The sequence below is a fragment of the Hypericibacter adhaerens genome (genome assembly GCF_008728835.1).
Classification (GTDB): Bacteria; Pseudomonadota; Alphaproteobacteria; order Dongiales; family Dongiaceae; genus Hypericibacter; species Hypericibacter adhaerens.
Window position 1 is genome coordinate 4,550,297 of the sequence record NZ_CP042582.1, and the last position, 19,237, is coordinate 4,569,533.

Here is a 19,237-nt window from a genome sequence, read left to right on the forward strand (position 1 = left end):
GCAATATCGAAGTTGCCATCAGTTGGCTTTAAGCTCGCCGCCCAATGATGACCGAGATCGAGGAGATTTCCCGATGCAGAGCACCGAACCCGCCGACAGCGTCGACCTTCATCGCCGCCGCTTCATGGGTGCGGCCGCGATGATCGCCGCCGCGGCGGAGCTCGGCATGACGGGCCCTGTCAAAGCGGCCGGCTCGACCACCCTGCCGGCCATCACGCCGGGTTCGAACACATCGTTCGGCGCGCTGCGGCAGGTCGAGGCCGGCGTCTTGAGCGTGGGCTATGCCGAGGCCGGCCCGGCCGACGGCACCCCGGTCATTCTTCTGCATGGCTGGCCTTACGACATTCACAGCTATGTCGATGTCGCGCCGGCGCTGGCCGCGGCGAACTATCGGGTGATCGTTCCCCATCTGCGCGGTTATGGCTCGACGCGCTTCCTGTCGGACCAGACACCGCGCAACGGCGAGCAGGCGGCGCTCGGCGCCGACATCATCGCCCTCATGGATGCCCTCAAGATCCAGCGCGCGATCGTCGCCGGCTATGATTGGGGGGCGAGAACGGCCAACATCGTCGCGGCACTCTGGCCGGAGCGCTGCAAGGCCATGGTCTCGGTGAGCGGCTATCTGATCGGCAGCCAGGCCGCCAACCGGAAGCCCCTGCCGCCGGTCGCCGAGCAGGCCTGGTGGTATCAGTTCTATTTCGCGACCGAGCGCGGCCGGCTGGGCTACCAGGAGAACACCCGCGACTTCGCGCGGCTGATCTGGCAGACCGCCTCGCCGCGATGGCAGTTCGACGGCGCCACCTTCGACCGGAGTGCCGCCGCCTTCGACAATCCCGACCATGTCGCGATCACGATCCATAATTATCGCTGGCGGCTGGGCCTGGCCGAGGGCGAGCCGCAATTCGCCGAGTTCGAGCGCAAGCTCGCCGAGGCCCCGGTCATCACGGTGCCCACGATCACGCTCGAGGGCGACGCCAACGGCGCGCCGCATCCCGACGCCTCCGCCTATGCGAAGAAATTCTCCGGTCCCTATGCGCACCGGCTGATCGAGGGCGGCATCGGACACAACCTCCCGCAGGAGGCCCCCACGGCCTTTGCCCAGGCTATTGTCGACGTCGATCGGCTCTGAGGGTCGGGTCTCTCAGCCGTCCGCTAAGCAACCTGCTTCGCGATCTCGGCGGCATAATCGCGGGCGAACTGCCGGAACGCGATCGCCGGGCGGCCGAGGACCTTGGCGATGTCGCCCGACACGGGTGCCGTGCCCCGCTTCTTCATCCGGTCGAAGAGGCCCAGCACCAGGTCGGCGCGGAATTCGGTCATGCCCTCGGCGATGAGCTGCCGGCGGTAGCTGCCGGCGGGGATGTCCTCATAGACGAAAGGCTTGCCCGTCGCCTCGGAGAGGATGGCGACGACATCGCCGTGGCTGAGGGCCTCAGGCCCCGTCAGCACATAGGCCTTGCCGTCATGACCGGGCTCGGTCAGCGCCTTGATGGCGACGGCGGCGATGTCGCGCACATCGACGAAGGGCAGCCGCGCCTCGCCGGCCGGCAGGCGCAGCCGGCCTCCGGGGCAATAGGTGAGGAAGTTCTGGTCGAACCATTGCGGCCGGATCAGCACATGGCCGAGACCCGAGCGCGCGAGCTGAAGGTCGCCCTTGCCGTGGGTGGCGATCAAGGGGTCCTCGGAATCGGCATCGGCGGACGAAGCGGAGAGCCGCGCCACCATCCGCACGCCCGCACGCCGCGCGGCCTCGATCAGGTTCGCCTGCAAGGCGAGCTGGTCCGGGGCCTCGAAGGAGATCATGTAGACCGCCTCGACGCCCTTCATCGCGGCGTCGATCGAAGCGCTGTCGGCGAAGCTGCCGAGAGCCAGCTCGACTCCCGCCTTCGGCAGCGCCGCGGCATTGGCGCGGCTGCGGACCAGGGCCCGCACCGGGCGGCCCGCGGCGGCGAGCTGGCGCACGACCTCGCTGCCGGTGGTGCCATTGGCGCCAGTGACGAGGATCATGACGGAACCTTGGGAAAGACGCGCGCTACTTGCGCGACGCCAGCGCCGCCGTGATGCCGAGGCCGATGAAGGAGGTGCCGGCGAACCAGCGCTGGAAGCGCAGGAAGCGGCGGTTGCGGCGCAGGAAGTCGCCGGCGGTGCCGGCCGCGAGCGCGAACATGCCGTCGCTCATCATGCCGAGCCCCATGAAGGTGAAGCCCAGGATCAGGATCTGCCAATGCACGGCCCCGCGCGCCGGGTCGACGAACTGCGGCAAGAAGGCCAGGAAAAAGATCGCGGTCTTCGGGTTGAAGAGGTTGACCAGGAACCCGTCGCGGAAGATGCGGCGGAGCGGCGCCTTGGCCGGCGCCGGTGCATCGGGATGGGGATCGCGCGCCATGAAGGTGCGGATGCCGATCCAGATGAGATAGGCGGCCCCCAGATATTTCACCACCGCGAAGGCGAGCGCCGAGGAGACCAGCAGCGCGGAAAGCCCCACCGCCGCCGCCGTGATATGGACGATGGTGCCGAGATGGATGCCCAGCACCGAGACGAAGCCGGCGGCGCGGCCCTGCTGGATCGAGCGGGCGACGATATAGAGCACGGCCGGTCCCGGCGTCAGCAGCAGCACCACCGACGCCACCATGAACAATCCCCACAAGGTCATGTCGGGCATGGATCCTCTCCCTGGCTGCCGGAGAGCAAGCCATATCGCCCCCGGCGCGGCAAGCGTCGCGGCGCTCGTCAATTTCCACTACTGGGCGAATGGTCTTTGGACGACCGGGCAGACCGTCGCGGCGCTGGGGAAGAAGGCCCGACGCCATGGGCACGGAACCTGCGAGCACCGGCGATACCGGTGCGCGTCGCTCGAGCGGAAAATTCACTATGTTCGATCGGAGCGAACTGCCACATAGTTCCCGTTCGCGCCGGGAGTTTCTCGCCGGCGCGATTGCCGGCGCAGCAGCCATCAGCTTCTCCACCATCGCCGCTGCGGGGGACATTCCCGCGGCTCCCGACACCCCGGATCACACCCAAGGAGCAGAAGCCATGAGCACAGTCACCACCAAGGATGGCGTCCAGATCTTCTACAAGGACTGGGGCAAGGGTCAGCCCATCGTTTTCCATCATGGCTGGCCGCTCAGCGCCGACGACTGGGACACGCAGATGATGTTCTTCGTCCTGCGCGGCTACCGGGTCGTGGCGATCGACCGCCGCGGCCACGGGCGCTCGAGCCAGGTGGCGGACGGCCATGACATGGACCACTACGCCGCCGACGCGGCCGCCGTCGTCGAGCATCTGGATCTGCGCAACGCCGTCCATATCGGTCATTCCACCGGCGGCGGCGAGGTCACCCGCTATGTCGCGCGCCACGGCCAGGGCCGGGTCGCCAAGGCGGTGCTGATGTCCGCCGTGCCGCCGATCATGGTGAAGACGCCGGGCAACCCGGGCGGCCTGCCGATCGAGGTGTTCGACGGGTTCCGCAGCACGCTGGCCGCCAATCGCGCCCAGTTCTACCGCGACATCCCCGCCGGGCCCTTCTATGGGTTCAACCGGCCGGGCGCCAAGCCGCTGGAGGGCGTCATCGCCAATTGGTGGCGCCAGGGCATGATGGGCGGCGCCAAGGCCCATTACGACGGCATCAAGGCCTTCTCCGAAACCGACTTCACCGAGGACCTGAAGCGGATCGAGGTGCCGGTGCTGGTGATGCATGGCGACGACGACCAGATCGTCCCCTACAAGGATTCGGCCCCGCTCTCGGCCAAGCTCCTCAAGCAGGGAACGCTCAAGACCTATCAGGGCTTCCCGCACGGCATGCTCACCACCCATGCCGAGGTGATCAACAACGACCTGCTGGACTTCGTCCGCAGCTAGGCGCGGCGTCGCACCGGACGGGCGAGGCGGGGCTTCATGGGTCCCCCTCGCCCTCCTCCCCTATTCCCGCGTCACCGCCGTGAGGTTCATCGTCACCAGCACGCCCGGCCGGGGCAGCTCGCGCACGCCGATGACGGTCCGGGCCGGGCGGTGCCCGCCCATGGCCTCGATATAGGCCTGGTTCATCCGCTCGAAATCCGCCATTTCCTTGAGGAAGACGTTGATATGGAGCACATGGCCGAGGTCGGAGCCGACCGAGGCCAGCATCACGGCGAAGGAATTGAGGATCGCCTTCGTCTGGGCATGGACGTCCGGCCCGGCCAGCTTTCCCGTCGCCGGGTCGACGCCGGCGGTGCCGCCGATGGTGATGAACGGCCCGGTTTTGGCGATATGATTGTAAGGGCCGATCGGGGCCGGCGTGTTCGGCGGTGTCGAGGTTTCCACGTTCGGGGCCATGACCGTCTCCCTTGTCCCGCGAGCCCGAGCCCGCGAACCGGCCCATGAGAGCATAAGGCGGCGACCGTCGGGACTCCTTCATTGTCGCCATGACGGTCCGCGGCCGCCGCCTTCATCCGACGGAGGTGCCATCGTGAACCTCTCGGCACGACGACAATGGGCGGGCTGGATACTCCTGGGATGCCTGCTGACACTCGGCGCCTGCGACCTGAATCCGCATCATGTCGATCGCATCACGCCCCAGACCTATCAATGCAACGGCGCCGATCCCCTGGACAGCCATTCGGCCTGCAATCGTGAGCCGCAAGCGCCGCCGCACTGAGAAGCCCGCCGGCCTCAGCGGCGCGGCGCTTGCGCCGATGCCCGCGGATGGCCGGCGGCCAGCAGATGCAGCAGCGCCAGAAGGGCCAGGACGCTCGCGGCCATGCCCAGGGTGCCGAGGCCGTACCATCCGAGAATATGCGAGCCGACCACCGAGCCGATGGTGATGCCGACATAGAGCATGGCGGCATTGATCGAGAGCATGATGCCCATGGCCTCGGGCGCGAACTGCGCGACGCGCGCCTGCTGCGGCGCCATGAAGCCGAAGCTCGTGGCCGACCAGGTCCCGATCAGGACCGCGAGCGCCAGCGGCGGCAGCGGCAGGATCGAGAAGAGCGGCAGGATCAGGATCTGGACGATGCAGATGGCGACGAGCGTGCGCCGCGCGCCGATGCGGTCCGTGGCCATGCCGCCCAGGATGTTGCCAATGAAGGCGCCCAGGCCATTCAGCATGAGGAAGCCCGTCCGCGTCTCGGGGTTCGGCCCGACCGAGGCCTCGATCAGCGGTCCGAAGAAGGTGAAGACGACATAGAAGGCCGCGAGCATGGTCGCGGTGAAGCTGACCGCGATCATGGCGCGGCGGTCCTGCAGCGCCGCGAGGATGGTCGCGAGCCCCGCCGCCTGGAAGCGCACGTCGCGCGGGATGGCGAGGCACATCACGGCGGACCCGGCCAGCGACAGGGCCGCGATGACCCAGAAGGCGGCCTCCCAGCCGAAATGATAGGCGACCCAGGCGCCGAACGGCGTGCCCAGCACCTGCGCGAGCGTGCCGCCGCTGAAGACCGTCGCCAGCGCCTTGCCGCGGCGCTCGGGCGCGCTGATGGCGACCGCGATGCCGGCCGCGGCGGGGGCGTAGAGCGAGCCGCCCAGCGCCACCAGCACGCGCGAAGCCGCCAGCATCGGGAGCCCGGTCGAGATCGCCGAGAGGACGGTGCCGAGCGCGAAGATCGCGAGCGACGCGACGAGGACGATGCGCCGGGAGAGCGTGCCCGTGAGCGCGCCCGTCACCGGCGACAGCACCGCATAGGCCAGCGCATAGACGGTCAGCACCAGGCCCGCGTCGGCTTTGCCGATGCCGAGCCCTTCGGCGATCGGCGAGACGATGCCGATGATGACGAAGGCGCCCATGCCGATGATGAAATTGCCGAAGGCGAGAAAGGCGAGGATGACGCCTTCGCCCGACCGGCCCGCCGTCGAACCGCTGACCACGACCCGCGAACTCCCCCGAGGCGCCCCCAATGACGGGTTTTGCCGGTGCGGTCAATCGCTAAGGTGGGGGATGAGGATGTGGGATTGCGAGACAGGACGGTGGCAACCGCGCTCGACCATCATCCGCGCCTTCGAGCGCGTGAAGAAATCGAGAGCACCCCGCAAGGGCGTAGCAAACACTCAAGCCCCCTCCCCTTGCGGGAGGGGGTTGGGGGGAGGGGTGCCACGGACGCAGCTGGGGGCATCCCTGCGATCAATCACCGCTCTGGAGGCAGAAGGCCTGGACATGGCGCCAAGCGAGCGAGCCCGAGCAGATCAGGCTCCGCTTATTTGCCAGGATCTCGCACGGCATCGCCCCTCCCCCTACCCCCTCCCGCAAGGGGAGGGGGCGAGAGAACTCTTTGGCATCGCCGATTTCTTCATAGGCTCGAAGGCGGGGAGGACGAAGGAAGGAGGCCCCTACCCCTCCACGAACCCGCGCACCAGCCGGTTGAACTCGTCGGGCATCTCCCAGAAGACCATGTGGGCGGTAGGGAGCGAGGCGTAGCGGGCCTGCTTCATGCGCTGGGCGAGATGCTGCGACAGCTCGGGGCGCGTGAGGATGTCGAACTCGCCGGCGACGACGAGGGCGGGATGGCGGATCTCCGCGGCGCGGTCGAGCGTGTGGTGGCCGCGGCAGGCGGCCGCGGCGGCGGCGAAGCCGTCCATGGGTGGCGCCGGCGTCTCGAGGAACATCTTCACCGTCTCGGGCTTGCGCGCGAGATAGCCGGGCGAGAAGCAGAACAGCAGCAGGCTCTCGAGGATATGCTGGCTCTGGCCTTCCTTGGCGAGCGCCATCCAGTGATCGACGAGCGCGCCCATGAAGACGTCGCGCTCGGCCCAGCTGTTGGTGATGACGAGCTTCTTGATGTCCTCGGGATGGCGCAGGGCCCATTGCTGGCAGATGGCGCCGCCCATCGAGGAGCCGACCGCGATGACGGGCTCGAGCTTCAGCGCGCGGGCGAGATCGTGGGCGTCGTCCGCCATCTGCTCGATGCTGTAGGGCCCGGGCGGGGTGGCACTCTGGCCGATGCCGCGGTTGTCGAACAGGACGACCTTGTGGTCGCGCGCGAATTCCGGAACCTGGCCCGCCCAGGAATTGCGATCGTCGCCGAGGCCGGCGACGAAGACCATCGGCGGGCCGGCGCCGTGGATCTCATAGGCGATCTCGACGCCGGCGCGGGTTCGGATGGTTCCGCTCTCGACCGGTTCGCTCATGCTGCCCCCTGCCCGTTGGCGACGCTGACATCAATCCCAGCCCTTCAGATGGCGGGGTTCGGCTGACGGAGTCAACTTCCTTCCGCTGTGGGGCGGCGGAAGAAGAGCTGCGGTTGACGGCCCGCCGGAGCGCGGCGCACGATGAGGCGGGACGAAACGGATGTTCCGCGATCGAGAAGGGACCGTCCGACAAACCCGGGGACATCACCATGAAGAAAATCCTGGCTCTTGTTCTGGGCGCGGCCTTCGCGCTCGTGGCGGGCTTCGTCGCGCCGGCGACGGTATCGGCCAAGACCGAGCTGTGGCAGACCCTGCCGCGCCCGGCTCCCATGCCCCAGGCTCTCAAGAGCGGCACCGCGCCGATCGACGGGGTGCAGATCTATTACGCGATCTACGGCCATGGCGCGCCGCTGATCCTGCTCCATGGCGGGCTCGGCAATGCTGATTATTGGGGCAACCAGGTGCGCGAATTCGCGAAGCACTATCAGGTGATCGTGATGGACAGCCGCGGCCATGGCCGCTCGACCCGCGACGCCCAGCCCTATGGCTACCACCTGATGGCGACCGACGTGGTCCATCTCATGGACTATCTCAAGATCGACAGGGCCTCGATCGTGGGCTGGAGCGACGGCGGCATCATCGGCCTCGACATCGCCATGACCTATCCCGACCGGCTCGACAAGCTCTTCGCCTTCGGCGCCAACGTGACGACGAGCGGCCTGCGCGAGGACATCGGCCAGAGCACCGTCTTCAACAAATATATCGAGGAGGCCGGCAAGGATTACGCACGGCTGTCCAAGACGCCCAAGGAATACGACGCGTTCGTCCAGCAGATCAGCGAGATGTGGAACATGCAGCCGAACTACAGCGCGGAGCAGCTCGCCAGCATCAAGGCGCCGGTCGTGATCGCCGACGGGCAGCATGACGAGGGCATCAAGCAGAGCCACGATATCGAGATGGCGAAGGAGATCCCCGGCGCGCGCCTGCTGATCTTCCCGGGCCTCAGCCATTTCGCGATGTGGCAGGACCCGAAGACCTTCAACAAGGCGGTGCTGCAGTTTTTGGCGGAGTGAGGCCGAAGCCCATTCCGCCATCACTTCTCCATTAGTTATCCTCGCGAAAGCGGGACCTCACCTCTCAGCTGACTGCACTGGATCGACATGGGCACCTACTTCGCTAGGGTGACGAAGGGCGCCAACACACAATGCAGAACGACAAACTGACGCGAGCCATCGAGACACTCTATCGCGTCTTCGCGCGCTATGAGATGCCGAATGAGCTGCAAGCACCTGAGTATCGTGACCCGGAGAAGCTGCGGAAGGAGCTGACCTCAAGGCCATTACGCGAGTTGGGAGCAGATACACTGGGCGTTTATGCCAGCTGGGCTATGACGACGGTCGATGGTTCCGAGACCTTTCGGCATTTTCTGCCACGCATTCTGGAGCTAGCCCTGGATCACCCTGCTTATATGGGACTGGAGCCTTGGCAAATCGTCAGTAAGCTCGACTATGGTAAATGGCGGACATGGCCACGGAAGGAACAAGAAGCTATCGAAGCCTTTTTGTATGCGGGCTGGGAATTCACCCTGGACGACGATTTCAACAGTCCGGATTGGCTTGAGAGTTTCGTGGTCGCCGGACTTGACACTAAGCAAGCTCTAGCGATTTGGAGCAACCATTCATCGCCAAACGCGATGCTCAAGGCCGCGTGGCTGCTCAGCCGGGCAATGGTTCATGGCGAGAACGGCCACACGCTACAGGGTGCCTACTGGGACGAAACCAGTTTGGAGGCACGACGCCACATTGTGAACTGGCTCCTCTGTCCTGCAACACGTGAGCATCTGGAGTCAGCACTTGAGAAAGTCGCGGCCGGGTCGCATGAACACGGCGAACTTGCGAGTGGCATTAAGAGTCTCGACCGGCTTGCCACCCTGACTTAAGTGGCGGTTATGGCCTCTCCGCCTTCTCCACCTTCGTCCCCGTCAGCGTCTGCCGTAACAGCCCCGCCATCAGCTCGAACTCCTCCCGCCGGGCGCTGCCGCGGCGCCAAACGAGGGCCAGCTCGCGGGCCTGGGATTTGCCGGCGATCGGGCGCGTCACCAGATGCGTGCCCTTGAGGATGCCGGCGTCGAGGGCGAGCTTGGGCAGGAGCGTGAGGCCGAGGCCGTTCTCGACCATCTGCACCAGCGTGTAGAGACTGGTGGCCTGGAAAGCGTCGACATGGCCGCCGCCGGGGCCGCGGTTCGAGAGCCGGCAGGCGGCGAGCGCATGCTCGCGCAGGCAATGGCCGTCGCGCAGGAGCAGCAGCGGACCCCGCTCGAGGCTGTCCGGGTCGATCCGGTCGAGCTTCGCCAGCTCATGCTTCTCCGGCAGGGCCACGCTGAAAGGATCTTCGCCCACCGCCGCCTGCTCGAGCCCCGGCATGTCGTAGGGGAGCGCGATCAGCGCCAGGTCGAGCTTGCCGGCATGGAGCTGCTCCAGCAGCCGCTCGGTCAGGTCCTCGGTCAGATAGAGCTTGAGGTCCGGGTGGCGCCGCCGCAGCAGCGGCAGGACGCGCGGCAGCAGGAACGGCCCGATGGTCGGGATCACGCCCAGCTGGAGGGGACCCGACAGCGGCGCCTGGTTGGCGCGCGCCGTCTCGACCAGGTCCTCGGCCTCCTGCAGCAGCACCCGGGCCTTGGCCACCACGGTCTGGCCCAGGGGCGTCACCGTGACGCGCCGCTTGGTGCGGTCGACGAGCTGGGCCCCCAGCACCTGTTCCAGCTCCTTGATGGAGGCGCTCAAGGTCGATTGGGTGACATGGCTCGCCTCCGCCGCCCGGCCGAAATGGCCGTATTCCGCCAGGGCCAGCAGGTGGCGGAGCTGTTTCAGGGTGGGAAGGTTCGTGATCGCCATTTTCGATTACTCCTATCTAATTAAATCATTGGATCGAACAAGGGGTCATCGCCATCTTTGCGGCTGCGAGTTAGTCGCAATCAAAAAAGGAGCCTTTTACGATGCTGACCGTCGGCGACCGTTTTCCCGAGTTCGACCTCAAGGCGGTGGTGACCACCGATCCCAAGACCGCCTTCACCCAGATCAACCACCGCTCCAACGAGGGCAAGTGGAAGGTCGTGTTCTTCTGGCCGAAGGATTTCACCTTCGTCTGCCCGACCGAGATTGCCGCCTTCGGCAAGATCAATGGCGACTTCAACGACCGTGACGCCGTCGTCTATGGCGTCTCGACCGACAGCGAGTTCGTGCATCTGGCCTGGCGGCAGAATCATGCCGACCTGAAGGACCTGCCCTTCCCGATGCTCGCGGACATCAAGCGCGAGCTCTCGACCGAGCTCGGCGTGCTCGACAAGACCGAGGGCGTGGCGCTGCGCGCCACCTTCATCGTCGATCCCGAGAACGTCATCCGCTTCGCCTCGGTGAACGATCTCAGCGTCGGCCGCAATCCCGCCGAAGTGCTGCGGGTGCTCGACGCGCTTCAGACCGACGAGCTCTGCCCCTGCAACTGGCAGAAGGGCGACGCCGTCCTGAAGGTCGCCTAACGACTGACGCGAAGGCCCGACGGTAGAGAGACGGGCAGGCGGCCGGTCGCATCGAGCCGATGGCTCGATGCGTGAATCGGCCTCCCATCAAAGGAAGCCGGGCAAGATTCACGGATCGGCTTGAAGAAGCCGATCCGACCTTGCCCGGTCCCGGGCCCGTCTCTTTTTCTTGCCTGCCGAGTTTCATCCATCCATCGCCCGCGAAGGGGGAAGCACCATGTCGATCGAAAGCCTGAAGAACCGTCTGCCCGACTATGCGCGGGACCTGAAGCTCAATCTCTCGAGCCTCGCCGCGGAACCGGGCCTGACCGAGCAGCAGCGCGCCGGCACCTTCGTCGCCTCGGCGCTCGCCTCGCGCAATGCCGAGGTCACGCACGCCATCCTCGCCGAGTTCGGTCCCAGGCTTTCGCCCGAGGCGCTGGCCGCCGCCAAGGCGGCCGCCGCGATCATGGCGATGAACAACATCTATTACCGCTTCGTCCATCTCTCCTCGGCTTCCGACTACAAGACGCTGCCGGCGAAGCTGCGGATGAACGTGATCGCGAAGCCGGGCGTCGAGAAGGCGGATTTCGAGCTCTGGTCGCTCGCGGTCTCGGCCGTCAATGGCTGCGGCATGTGCATCGACGCGCATGAGCGCGAGCTGCGCAAGGCGGGCCTCTCGGCCGAGCAGATCCAGGCCGCGGTCAGGATCGCGGCGGTCGTCCATGCGGTCGCCGCCACGATCGAGGGCGAGGCCGTCGCCGGCAGCCAGGCCGCTGCCGCCTAGTTCCCGGTTCCGGGATCGATCGGCGCCACCCCTCGCCGACGGTCAGTCTCCCACGAGGGGTCGCGCCGCCAGAGCCCCGGCCTTCTTCCCCCAGGAAGGCCGGGGTTCGTGGTTTGAGGGAGCCGCTTCAGGAAGAAGACTGCACGGACCGCGCAGCCCCCTCCCTCCTACGCGCTACGCGCTTCGGAGGGCAGGCCCTGGCCCCTCCCAAAAAGGTGGGAGAGGGGACAGAGATCAACCTTTCGATCTATCGGGCCGGCCCGGCCGCCGGGTGCGGTTTGCTAACTTTCCCTCCACACCCGCCAGAATCGTCACGGACCTCATCATTTCGGGGGAGGGATTTCACGATTTGGCAAGGGCTGTTGCCCGATCCTCCAGCCTCAGGAATTCCCGGCCCTCCCTCGCCGGCCTGCCCCCGAAGGTTTGGAAGCCATGAAAAAGCTCACGATCGCCCACAAGCTGGGCCTGGCCTCGCTTTTGTTCCTGGTGCCGGTCGCCTACATGGTCTGGGCGCTGGTGGCCTCGCAGAACATCGCGATCGATTTCGGCAACAAGGAGAACACCGGCAACTTCTATCTGCGCGGCCTCGAGACGCTGCAGATGGAGGTGGCGCAGTCGATCGTCGCCGGTACCGCGATCGACGGGAAGAAGGCGGCGGGCGCGATCCGCGAGCTCCAGACGAACTATGGCGAGGGGATGGAGAGCGCCGAGCTCGCCGACGCGGCGGCCAAGAGCCTGACCGATCTCGACGGCGGCGTGACCGCGGAGAAGCTCGAGGCCGCGCGCGCCGCGCTGCGCGCCGTGATCTACCGGATCGGCGACAAGTCCAACCTGATCCTCGATCCCGACCTCGACAGCTATTATGTGATGGACCTGGTGCTGATCAAGCTGCCGGACATCCTCGACCGCACCGCCGGCATGATCAATCTCGGCCGCGCCGACTGGGCCGACGGCGCCATCGGCGGCGACGAGCAGGTCGATTTCTTCGTGGCGCTGGGCGGGCTGACCTCGCTGCTCGAGGGCGCCGACGCCTCGGTGGGCTCGGGCTATAGCGGCAATGCCGACGGCAGCCTCAAGGCCAATCTCGACGCCAGCTACCAGACCTTCAAGACGGTGCTCGGCGCTTTCGCCGGGAACGTCGCCAAGGGCGCCACCTCGGATGAGGATGCCGCCAAGACCTTCGCCGCCATCGACGGCTTCTACAAGACCGCCTCCAGCGAGATGCAGCGGCTGCTCGAGCGGCGCGTCGCCGGCTTCAACTGGGACCAGATGCTGTCGCTGATCATCACCGCCCTTCTCTTCCTGGCGGCGGTCGGCGTGGTTCTGGGCATGATCCGCGTCAGCGTGATCCGCCCCTTGCGCAAGATGACCGGCGCCATGCAGCAGCTCGCCGGCGGGAACCACGAGGTCGCGATCGACCGCGCCGAATCGAAGGACGAGGTGGGCGAGATGGCCCGCGCGCTCGTCGTGTTCCGCGAGAATGCGATCAAGGCGAAGGCGCTCGAGGCCGAGCAGCTGGCCGAGAGCGAGCGCCGCCTGAAGCGCCAGCAGGCCGTCGAGGCCCTCACCAAGGATTTCGACGCCGCCATCAGCGGCCGCCTGAGTTCGGTCTCGCAGGCCGCGCATGAGCTGGAGACCACGGCCTCGACCCTGTCGCACCAGGCCGACGAGACCAACGCCCAGGCGGGCGAGGTGGCGCAGAGCGCCACCACCGCGACCGAGAATTCGCAGACCGTCGCGGCGGCGACCGAGGAGCTGGCCGCTTCCAGCCGCGAGATCGCGAGCCAGACCGACCAGACCACGGCCACGGCCGAGCGCGCGGTCAACGAAGCCGGCCAGGCGCAGAAGATCGTCGACGAGCTTTCCAAGGTCTCGCGCGATGTCGGCGGCGTGATCCAGTTCATCACCGAGATCGCGAGCCAGACCAACCTGCTGGCGCTCAACGCCACGATCGAGGCGGCGCGCGCGGGCGAGGCCGGCAAGGGCTTCGCGGTGGTGGCGAACGAGGTGAAGCAGCTCGCGGGCCAGACCGCCAAGGCGACCGACGAGATCGGCGCCAAGCTCCAGGCCGTCGACAGCGCGACCCGCGAGGCGACCGGCGTGATGAAGCGCCTCGCCACCATCATCGCCGAGATCAATGCCAGCTCGGGCGTGATCGCCGAGGCGGTCAAGCAGCAGGGCAGCGCCACCGCCGAGATCAGCCGGAACGTGCAGGAGGCGGCGACCCGCACCGGCCAGGTCTCGACCAGCATGGCCGACGTGACCAAGAGCGCCGAGGTGACGAAGTCGGCTTCGACCGCCCTCCTCTCCTCCTCCAGCGCGCTGACCCGCCAGGCCGCCGACCTCAAGGCCGAGATCGACAGCTTCCTCGCGAAGATCCGCGCGGCGTAAGCGTTCAGCCTTTCCTCTCCACTCTTTTCTTCACCTCCCCCCTTGAGGGGGAGGCTGGGGTGGGGGGGTGGCTACAAACTCGATATCGGCCAGGTTGGTGCAATGCAAATTTCTTGCAGCACCACGCCCTACGATCACCCCCCACCCTAACCTCCCCCTCGAGGGGGGGAGGGGTTTGAGGGGCGCGGTTCGTTTATGCCGCGCTTGTGCAGCTCTACCCCAGCCGCTGCCCCGTCTCCGCATCGAACAGGTGGACCTGATCGAGACGCGGGAAGAGGTCGATTCGTTCGCCGGGTGCCAGGTTGCGGCGTTCGGCGATGAGGGCCGAGATCGGGGTGTCGCCGACCCGGGCGGAGATGTAGGTCGTGGCGCCGGTCGGCTCCACCACCTCGACCACGGCCGGCAAGGCCGGTCCCGAACCGGCCAGCGCCAGATGCTCCGGGCGGATTCCATAAAGCAGCGCCTGCCCGTCGCGCGCCGTGGCGGGACGGCCGAGCGGCAGGCGGATGCCGGCGCTCTCGACGCAAGGGGCGCCGCCGGCGCCGGATAGGCGGCCGAGGATGAAGTTCATGGCGGGCGAGCCGATGAAGCCCGCCACGAAGCGGTTCACCGGCCGGTCATAGAGCTCGAGTGGCCGGCCCATCTGCTCGACGCGTCCGCCATTCAGCACCACGATGCGGTCGGCCATGGTCATGGCCTCGAGCTGGTCGTGGGTCACGTAGATCGCGGTGATGCCGAGGCGCTGATGCAGCGCCTTGATCTCGCCGCGCATCGAGACGCGGAGCTGCGCATCGAGATTGCTCAAGGGCTCGTCGAACAGGAAGACCTGCGGCTGGCGCACGATCGCGCGCCCCATGGCGACGCGCTGGCGCTGCCCGCCCGAAAGCTGGCGCGGATGACGGTCGAGCAGGGCCTGGAGCCCCAGGATTTCCGTCGCGCGGTTCACGCCCTGCTCGATCTCGGCCTTGCCGGCCCCGCGCAATTTGAGGCTGAACCCCATGTTCTCGCGCACGGTCATGTGCGGATAGAGCGCGTAGTTCTGGAACACCATGGCGATGTCGCGCTCTTTGGGCGGCACCTGGTTGACCACGCGGCCGCCCACCGAGATCGTGCCCTCGGTGATCTCCTCGAGCCCAGCCACCATGCGCAGCAGGCTCGACTTGCCGCAGCCCGACGGCCCCACCAGCACGACGAACTCGCCGTCGGGAATGGCGATGTCGATGCCCTGCAGCACCTTGTGCGGCCCGTAGCTCTTGCCGACGCCCGCGATATCGACACTGGCCATGCGGCGTCAGGCTCCCGTCACGCTAAGCGCCGACATAGCCGCCGCCATTCACATGGATCGTGGTGCCGGTGATGTAGCTGGCGGCCTCGCTGCAGAGAAAGGCGACGGCCTGGGCCACGTCCCTGGGTTCGCCCAGCCGGCGCATGGGAATGGTCTCGGCATAGCCGGCCCCGTGCTGCTCCAGCCAGCGCGCCACCATCGGCGTGTTGATGGTGCCGGGCGAGACCGCGTTGACCCGCACCCGCGGCGCCAGCTCGCGCGCGATGGTCTTGGTGAAGGCGAGCACGCCCGCCTTGGTGGCCCCGTAATCCGCATGCATCGGGCTGCCGCCGGTATGGGCCGCCTCCGAGGCGAGATTGACGATGGCGCTGCCCGTCTTCATATGCGGCACGGCGCGGCGGCAGGCATAGAAGACGCTGTCGAGATTGGCCGACATGGTGCGGCGCCACTGCTCGTCGGTCATGGTCTCGAAGGGATGGTCCTCGAAGATGGCGGCCGCGGTCACGAGATAATCGAGCCGGCCGAAGCGGTCGAGGCAGAGCTTGACGGCCCGCTCCACATCGCCCGCATGGCCGGCATCGAGCCCGATGGCGGTCACGCGCGTGCCTGACGGATCGAGCGCGCGGGCGAAGGCAGCCGTGCCCTCGGCATTGAGGTCGGCCAGCACCAGGCTTGCGCCGGCCTCGAGAAATTCCTGCGCGATCGCCCGGCCGATCCCGCCATTGGCGCCGGTCAGCAGCAGCACGCGCCCCGAAAAATCGAACATGGGTCTCTTTCTCAACGCCGCCGCTCAGCCCGGCTTCATCTCCAGGAGCTCGATGATGATCCCGTTGGGATCGCGCAGATAGCCCGCGAAGCAGCCGCTCACCGGCCCCGTGCTGACATCCGCGATCCGGCCCTGGCCGCTGGCGCCCGCCGCCATCAGCTCGGCCCAGGTCTTCTGGATATCGTCGACCTCGAGGCAGACATGGGCGGCGGCCGTCTGCGCCGGCTGCGGCGGCGCGCCGGGGATGGCACCCGCGAGATACTGGATGAACTCGATATGGTGCCCATGGCCATAGAGATGCGCCACCATGAGCGAGGCGCCGGCGATGCCCGTGACCTCCTCCTGCCAGCGTCCCTGGCGCGGCGAGACCGAGGCCGCCTTGAAGCCCAGATGGCGGGTCCAGAACTCGACCGACTTGCCGATGTCGGCGACGGTGAAGCTGGTGTGGTTGAAGCCGGTGATCATCATTCGCCCTGTTTCAACAAAGCAGAGACTGATTCACGCATCGAGCCGACCCGGCTCGAGACGATCAGGCTCTAGACGAAGCCGTAGGCGGTCCAGCCGCCATTCACTTCCAGCGTATGGCCGGTGACATAGCTCGCCCGGTCCGGCGCCAGCAGGAAGGCGATGCCCTCGGCCGCTTCCTGCTCGCTCCCGAACCGGCCCATCGGCGTGCGGCGGTCGATCGAGGCGGTGTCGAAGCTGCCGGCGGCGATCAGCGCCTTGACCGGCTCGTTCATGATGTAGCCGGGCGCGATCGCATTGACGCGGATGCCCCGCTCGGCCCATTCGATCGCCTGCATCTTGGTCAAGCTGATCAGAGCGGCCTTGGAGACGCAATAGGGCCCGCGCGTCGGCGCCGAGACCTGGCCCAGCACCGAGGAGACGTTGACGATGGCGCTGCCCTTGCCCATGCGGCGGACGGCGGCGTTGGAGATCTCGATCGGCGCGAAGAAATTGACGTCGAACACCTTCTTCCAGCGTTCCACCGACAGCTCCAGCAGCGGGGCATGGTCCCAGGTGCCGGCATTGTTCACGAGATCGTCGATGCCGCCCCAGGCCTTGACCATGTCGTCGAGTGCCGTCTCGACCGACGCGATGTCGGTGACGTCGCCCTGATAGGCGCGGGCCTTGCCGGCGCCGAGCGCCGCCGCCGTGCGCTCGGCCGCGGTGCCGTCGCGATCGAGCAGCGCCACCCGCCAGCCGCGCTCGATCAGAAGACGCGCCGTGACCGCCCCGATTCCGGCACCGCCGCCCGTGATCAGGGCGCGGCGGCCCGCCGCCGATGAACCCGTTGCCATGTGCCCTCTCCTCCCTGTTGCCTTCTCTCGACTTCTTATCCCGCTTTCGCCGCGAGCGTCCTTGCCGCCGCCTGGATCGCATCGGCCTTCGGCAGCAGCGCCGCCTGCAGTGCCGGCGACGCCGGGATGCGGGTATCGGGCGCGCCCAGCCGGCGCACCCTGACCGTGGGATGACGTTCCGCGATCCGCGCCGCGATCTCGGCGCCGACGCCGCCGGTGCGGTTGGCCTCGTGAACGATCAGCACCCGGCCACAACGCGCCGCCAGATCGGCGATCGCCGCCTCGTCCAGCGGCGAGAGCCAGCGCAGATCGAGCACGGCGGCGTCGATCCCGGCGGCCGCGAGCGTCTCGGCCGCATCCAGCGCCTCCGGCACCGCGGTGCCCCAGGCGACGATCGCGAGATCCCGCCCCTCGCGCGCCAGCCGCGCCTTGCCCATGGGGTCGGGTGCCTTGTCGAGGAAGACCGTCTCCTTGCGCTGATAGAGGGCTCGGGCCTCGATCAGCATCACCGGGTCGGGCGAGCCCGCCGCGACCCGCAGCATGTCGTAAGCATCCTGCGGCGTGGCCGGCAGGCCGAGGCGGATGCCCGGGATATGGAACAGCAGCGCTTCCAGCGATTGCGAATGCTGCGAGCAGGAGCCGGGCGTGGCGCCCTGCTGGGTGCGGATCACCATCGGCACGCTGGCGCGACCCTGGGTGACGTAGCGGATATTGGCGGCCTGGTTGATGATCTGGTCGAGCGCCACCAGCAGGAAATCGCCCCACATGATCTCGACGACCGGCCGCATCCCGCTCATGGCGGCGCCCACCGCCGAGCCCAGGATCGCCGCCTCGGCGATCGGCGTGTCGAAGACGCGGGACGCGCCGAACTCGCGCTGAAGATTGCGCGAGGCGCCGAAGATGCCGCCCGCCTTGCCGACATCCTCGCCATAGACGAGGCTGGACGCGTCCTCGGCCAGGATGCGGCGCAGGGCCTCGTTCACGGCACCGATATAGTTGATCTCCGTGCCTGCTCCCGATGAAGCGACCGCCCGCGGGAGGGGTCCTTCGGATTCTGCGACCACATGCGTCCGTGCCGCGGCCGGATCGGGCGTCGCCGCCTTCAGCACCTCGGCCTCGATCGCCGCCATCTCGCGGCCGACCTCGACGCGGGCCTCGGCCAGTGCCGTCTCGCTGGCGATGCCCGATTGCTGCAGCCGCCCGGCCAGCAGCGCGATCGGGTCGTTGGCTTCCGCCAGGGCCCGGTCGGGCTTGGGACGGTAATGCTCGATATCGCGATTGTAATGGCCCCAGAGCCGGGAGACGCGGCATTCGACGAAGCTGGGGCCGGCGCCCGAGCGCGCGCGTTCGGCGGCCTGCGCGATCGTATCGCGCACCGCGATCGGATCGGCGCCGTCGATGGTGACGCCGACCATGCCATAACCGTTGGCGCGCTTGGCCAGCCGGTCGGTCCTGATGATATCGGGGCTCGCCGTCATCTCCGACCAGCCATTGTTCTCGCAGAGGAAGATCACCGGCAGATCGTAGGCGGCGGCGAAGACCAGGCTCTCATGGAGCGCACCCTGGCTGGTGGCGCCGTCGCCGAAGGAGACGAGGACGACAGCGCCGGTCTTGCGCGCCTGGGCCGCCAGCGCCACCCCGCAGGCGATGGGGCCGCCGGCGCCGACGATGGAATTCTCGCCGATGAAGCCGGCCCAGGGCGCCGTGATCAGCGCCGAGCCGGCACGGCCGCCATTGACGCCCGTCGCGCGATGGCAGACCTCGGCGAAGATCTCCTTCGGATCGAGCCTGCCGGTCAGCGCCCAGCCATGGCCGCGATAAGTGGCGACGACGGGGTCCTGCGGCTGGAGCGCCGCCATGGCGCCGGTGGGGATCGCCTCCTGGCCGGCGCAGAGATGGATCGAGCCCGCCACCACCGGCGGCGTGGCGGTGCTGAGATCGAGGCAGCGCTGCTCGAAGGCGCGGATGAAGAGCATCCGCCGCCAGGCCGCCATGGCGAAGTCCGCATCCTCCGGCTTGATGGGTTTGGAGGCATTGGCCAGCGTCATGACGGCACTCGTTCTTGATGGTCGGAATGGGGTCCGGCCGGCCT

The 19,237-nt window shown here is 67.5% G+C and carries 19 protein-coding genes; 8 read left to right on the plus strand and 11 right to left on the minus strand.

Annotated features, from left to right (window positions below):
• The first annotated feature begins 73 nt into the window (after window positions 1-73).
• Window positions 74-1,129 carry an alpha/beta fold hydrolase gene (locus tag FRZ61_RS20385; protein ID WP_151119457.1) on the plus strand — a complete coding sequence of 352 codons (1,056 nt, stop codon included), beginning with the start codon at window positions 74-76 and terminating at the stop codon, window positions 1,127-1,129.
• Window positions 1,130-1,152: 23 nt separating this feature from the next.
• Here the strand turns inward: FRZ61_RS20385 and FRZ61_RS20390 are convergent, their stop codons facing one another.
• Together FRZ61_RS20390 and FRZ61_RS20395 are read right to left on the minus strand one after the other, a co-directional pair.
• Window positions 1,153-2,007 (minus strand): SDR family oxidoreductase, encoded by an 855-nt coding sequence (locus tag FRZ61_RS20390; protein WP_151119458.1) that lies wholly within the window; start codon window positions 2,005-2,007, stop codon window positions 1,153-1,155.
• Window positions 2,008-2,032: 25 nt separating this feature from the next.
• Window positions 2,033-2,662: a LysE family translocator gene (locus FRZ61_RS20395; RefSeq protein ID WP_151119459.1), complete on the minus strand. Its 630-nt coding sequence runs from the start codon at window positions 2,660-2,662 to the stop codon at window positions 2,033-2,035.
• A gap of 371 nt (window positions 2,663-3,033) precedes the next feature.
• Between FRZ61_RS20395 and FRZ61_RS20400 the strand changes: the two genes are divergently transcribed.
• Window positions 3,034-3,858: an alpha/beta fold hydrolase gene (locus FRZ61_RS20400; protein WP_151119460.1), complete on the plus strand. Its 825-nt coding sequence runs from the start codon at window positions 3,034-3,036 to the stop codon at window positions 3,856-3,858.
• A gap of 60 nt (window positions 3,859-3,918) precedes the next feature.
• Here FRZ61_RS20400 and FRZ61_RS20405 read toward each other — a convergent pair whose 3' ends face one another.
• Window positions 3,919-4,314: a RidA family protein gene (locus tag FRZ61_RS20405; protein WP_151119461.1), complete on the minus strand. Its 396-nt coding sequence runs from the start codon at window positions 4,312-4,314 to the stop codon at window positions 3,919-3,921.
• A 133-nt stretch (window positions 4,315-4,447) separates the two neighbouring features.
• Between FRZ61_RS20405 and FRZ61_RS20410 the strand changes: the two genes are divergently transcribed.
• A complete protein-coding gene (locus tag FRZ61_RS20410; protein ID WP_151119462.1) occupies window positions 4,448-4,636 on the plus strand; it encodes a hypothetical protein in 189 nt (62 codons plus the stop codon).
• 14 nt (window positions 4,637-4,650) lie between these two features.
• Here FRZ61_RS20410 and FRZ61_RS20415 read toward each other — a convergent pair whose 3' ends face one another.
• Both FRZ61_RS20415 and FRZ61_RS20420 read right to left on the minus strand, forming a co-directional pair.
• On the minus strand, window positions 4,651-5,844 hold the full coding sequence (locus FRZ61_RS20415) for an MFS transporter (RefSeq protein ID WP_151119463.1): 1,194 nt from the start codon (window positions 5,842-5,844) through the stop codon (window positions 4,651-4,653).
• A 459-nt stretch (window positions 5,845-6,303) separates the two neighbouring features.
• Window positions 6,304-7,101 (minus strand): alpha/beta fold hydrolase, encoded by a 798-nt coding sequence (locus FRZ61_RS20420; RefSeq protein ID WP_151119464.1) that lies wholly within the window; start codon window positions 7,099-7,101, stop codon window positions 6,304-6,306.
• Window positions 7,102-7,310: 209 nt separating this feature from the next.
• On the opposite strand from FRZ61_RS20420, the gene FRZ61_RS20425 reads away from it, so the two are divergent.
• Together FRZ61_RS20425 and FRZ61_RS20430 are read left to right on the plus strand one after the other, a co-directional pair.
• Window positions 7,311-8,174: an alpha/beta fold hydrolase gene (locus tag FRZ61_RS20425; RefSeq protein WP_151119465.1), complete on the plus strand. Its 864-nt coding sequence runs from the start codon at window positions 7,311-7,313 to the stop codon at window positions 8,172-8,174.
• Between the two features lie 131 nt (window positions 8,175-8,305).
• Window positions 8,306-9,040 carry a hypothetical protein gene (locus FRZ61_RS20430; protein WP_151119466.1) on the plus strand — a complete coding sequence of 245 codons (735 nt, stop codon included), beginning with the start codon at window positions 8,306-8,308 and terminating at the stop codon, window positions 9,038-9,040.
• Window positions 9,041-9,047: 7 nt separating this feature from the next.
• Here FRZ61_RS20430 and FRZ61_RS20435 read toward each other — a convergent pair whose 3' ends face one another.
• Window positions 9,048-9,995: a hydrogen peroxide-inducible genes activator gene (locus FRZ61_RS20435; protein WP_151119467.1), complete on the minus strand. Its 948-nt coding sequence runs from the start codon at window positions 9,993-9,995 to the stop codon at window positions 9,048-9,050.
• Window positions 9,996-10,096: 101 nt separating this feature from the next.
• On the opposite strand from FRZ61_RS20435, the gene FRZ61_RS20440 reads away from it, so the two are divergent.
• From FRZ61_RS20440 to FRZ61_RS20450, 3 genes are all read left to right on the plus strand, one after another.
• Window positions 10,097-10,636 carry a peroxiredoxin gene (locus tag FRZ61_RS20440; RefSeq protein ID WP_151119468.1) on the plus strand — a complete coding sequence of 180 codons (540 nt, stop codon included), beginning with the start codon at window positions 10,097-10,099 and terminating at the stop codon, window positions 10,634-10,636.
• Window positions 10,637-10,853: 217 nt separating this feature from the next.
• Window positions 10,854-11,402 (plus strand): carboxymuconolactone decarboxylase family protein, encoded by a 549-nt coding sequence (locus FRZ61_RS20445; protein WP_151119469.1) that lies wholly within the window; start codon window positions 10,854-10,856, stop codon window positions 11,400-11,402.
• A 432-nt stretch (window positions 11,403-11,834) separates the two neighbouring features.
• Window positions 11,835-13,793 carry a methyl-accepting chemotaxis protein gene (locus FRZ61_RS20450; protein ID WP_151119470.1) on the plus strand — a complete coding sequence of 653 codons (1,959 nt, stop codon included), beginning with the start codon at window positions 11,835-11,837 and terminating at the stop codon, window positions 13,791-13,793.
• Window positions 13,794-14,007: 214 nt separating this feature from the next.
• On the opposite strand, the gene FRZ61_RS20455 is transcribed toward FRZ61_RS20450, so the two are convergent.
• From FRZ61_RS20455 to FRZ61_RS20475, 5 genes are all read right to left on the minus strand, one after another.
• Window positions 14,008-15,078: an ABC transporter ATP-binding protein gene (locus FRZ61_RS20455; RefSeq protein ID WP_151119471.1), complete on the minus strand. Its 1,071-nt coding sequence runs from the start codon at window positions 15,076-15,078 to the stop codon at window positions 14,008-14,010.
• Between the two features lie 22 nt (window positions 15,079-15,100).
• The gene (locus FRZ61_RS20460) at window positions 15,101-15,844 is read right to left on the minus strand and encodes an SDR family NAD(P)-dependent oxidoreductase (RefSeq protein ID WP_151119472.1); all 744 of its coding nucleotides are present in this window, start codon (window positions 15,842-15,844) and stop codon (window positions 15,101-15,103) included.
• A gap of 24 nt (window positions 15,845-15,868) precedes the next feature.
• The gene (locus FRZ61_RS20465) at window positions 15,869-16,312 is read right to left on the minus strand and encodes a VOC family protein (RefSeq protein WP_151119473.1); all 444 of its coding nucleotides are present in this window, start codon (window positions 16,310-16,312) and stop codon (window positions 15,869-15,871) included.
• Window positions 16,313-16,380: 68 nt separating this feature from the next.
• Window positions 16,381-17,145 (minus strand): SDR family NAD(P)-dependent oxidoreductase, encoded by a 765-nt coding sequence (locus FRZ61_RS20470; RefSeq protein ID WP_151119474.1) that lies wholly within the window; start codon window positions 17,143-17,145, stop codon window positions 16,381-16,383.
• A gap of 35 nt (window positions 17,146-17,180) precedes the next feature.
• Window positions 17,181-19,193, minus strand: a complete 2,013-nt coding sequence (locus tag FRZ61_RS20475) for an alpha-ketoacid dehydrogenase subunit alpha/beta (protein WP_151119475.1) — start codon at window positions 19,191-19,193, stop codon at window positions 17,181-17,183.
• Window positions 19,194-19,237: the final 44 nt, after the last annotated feature.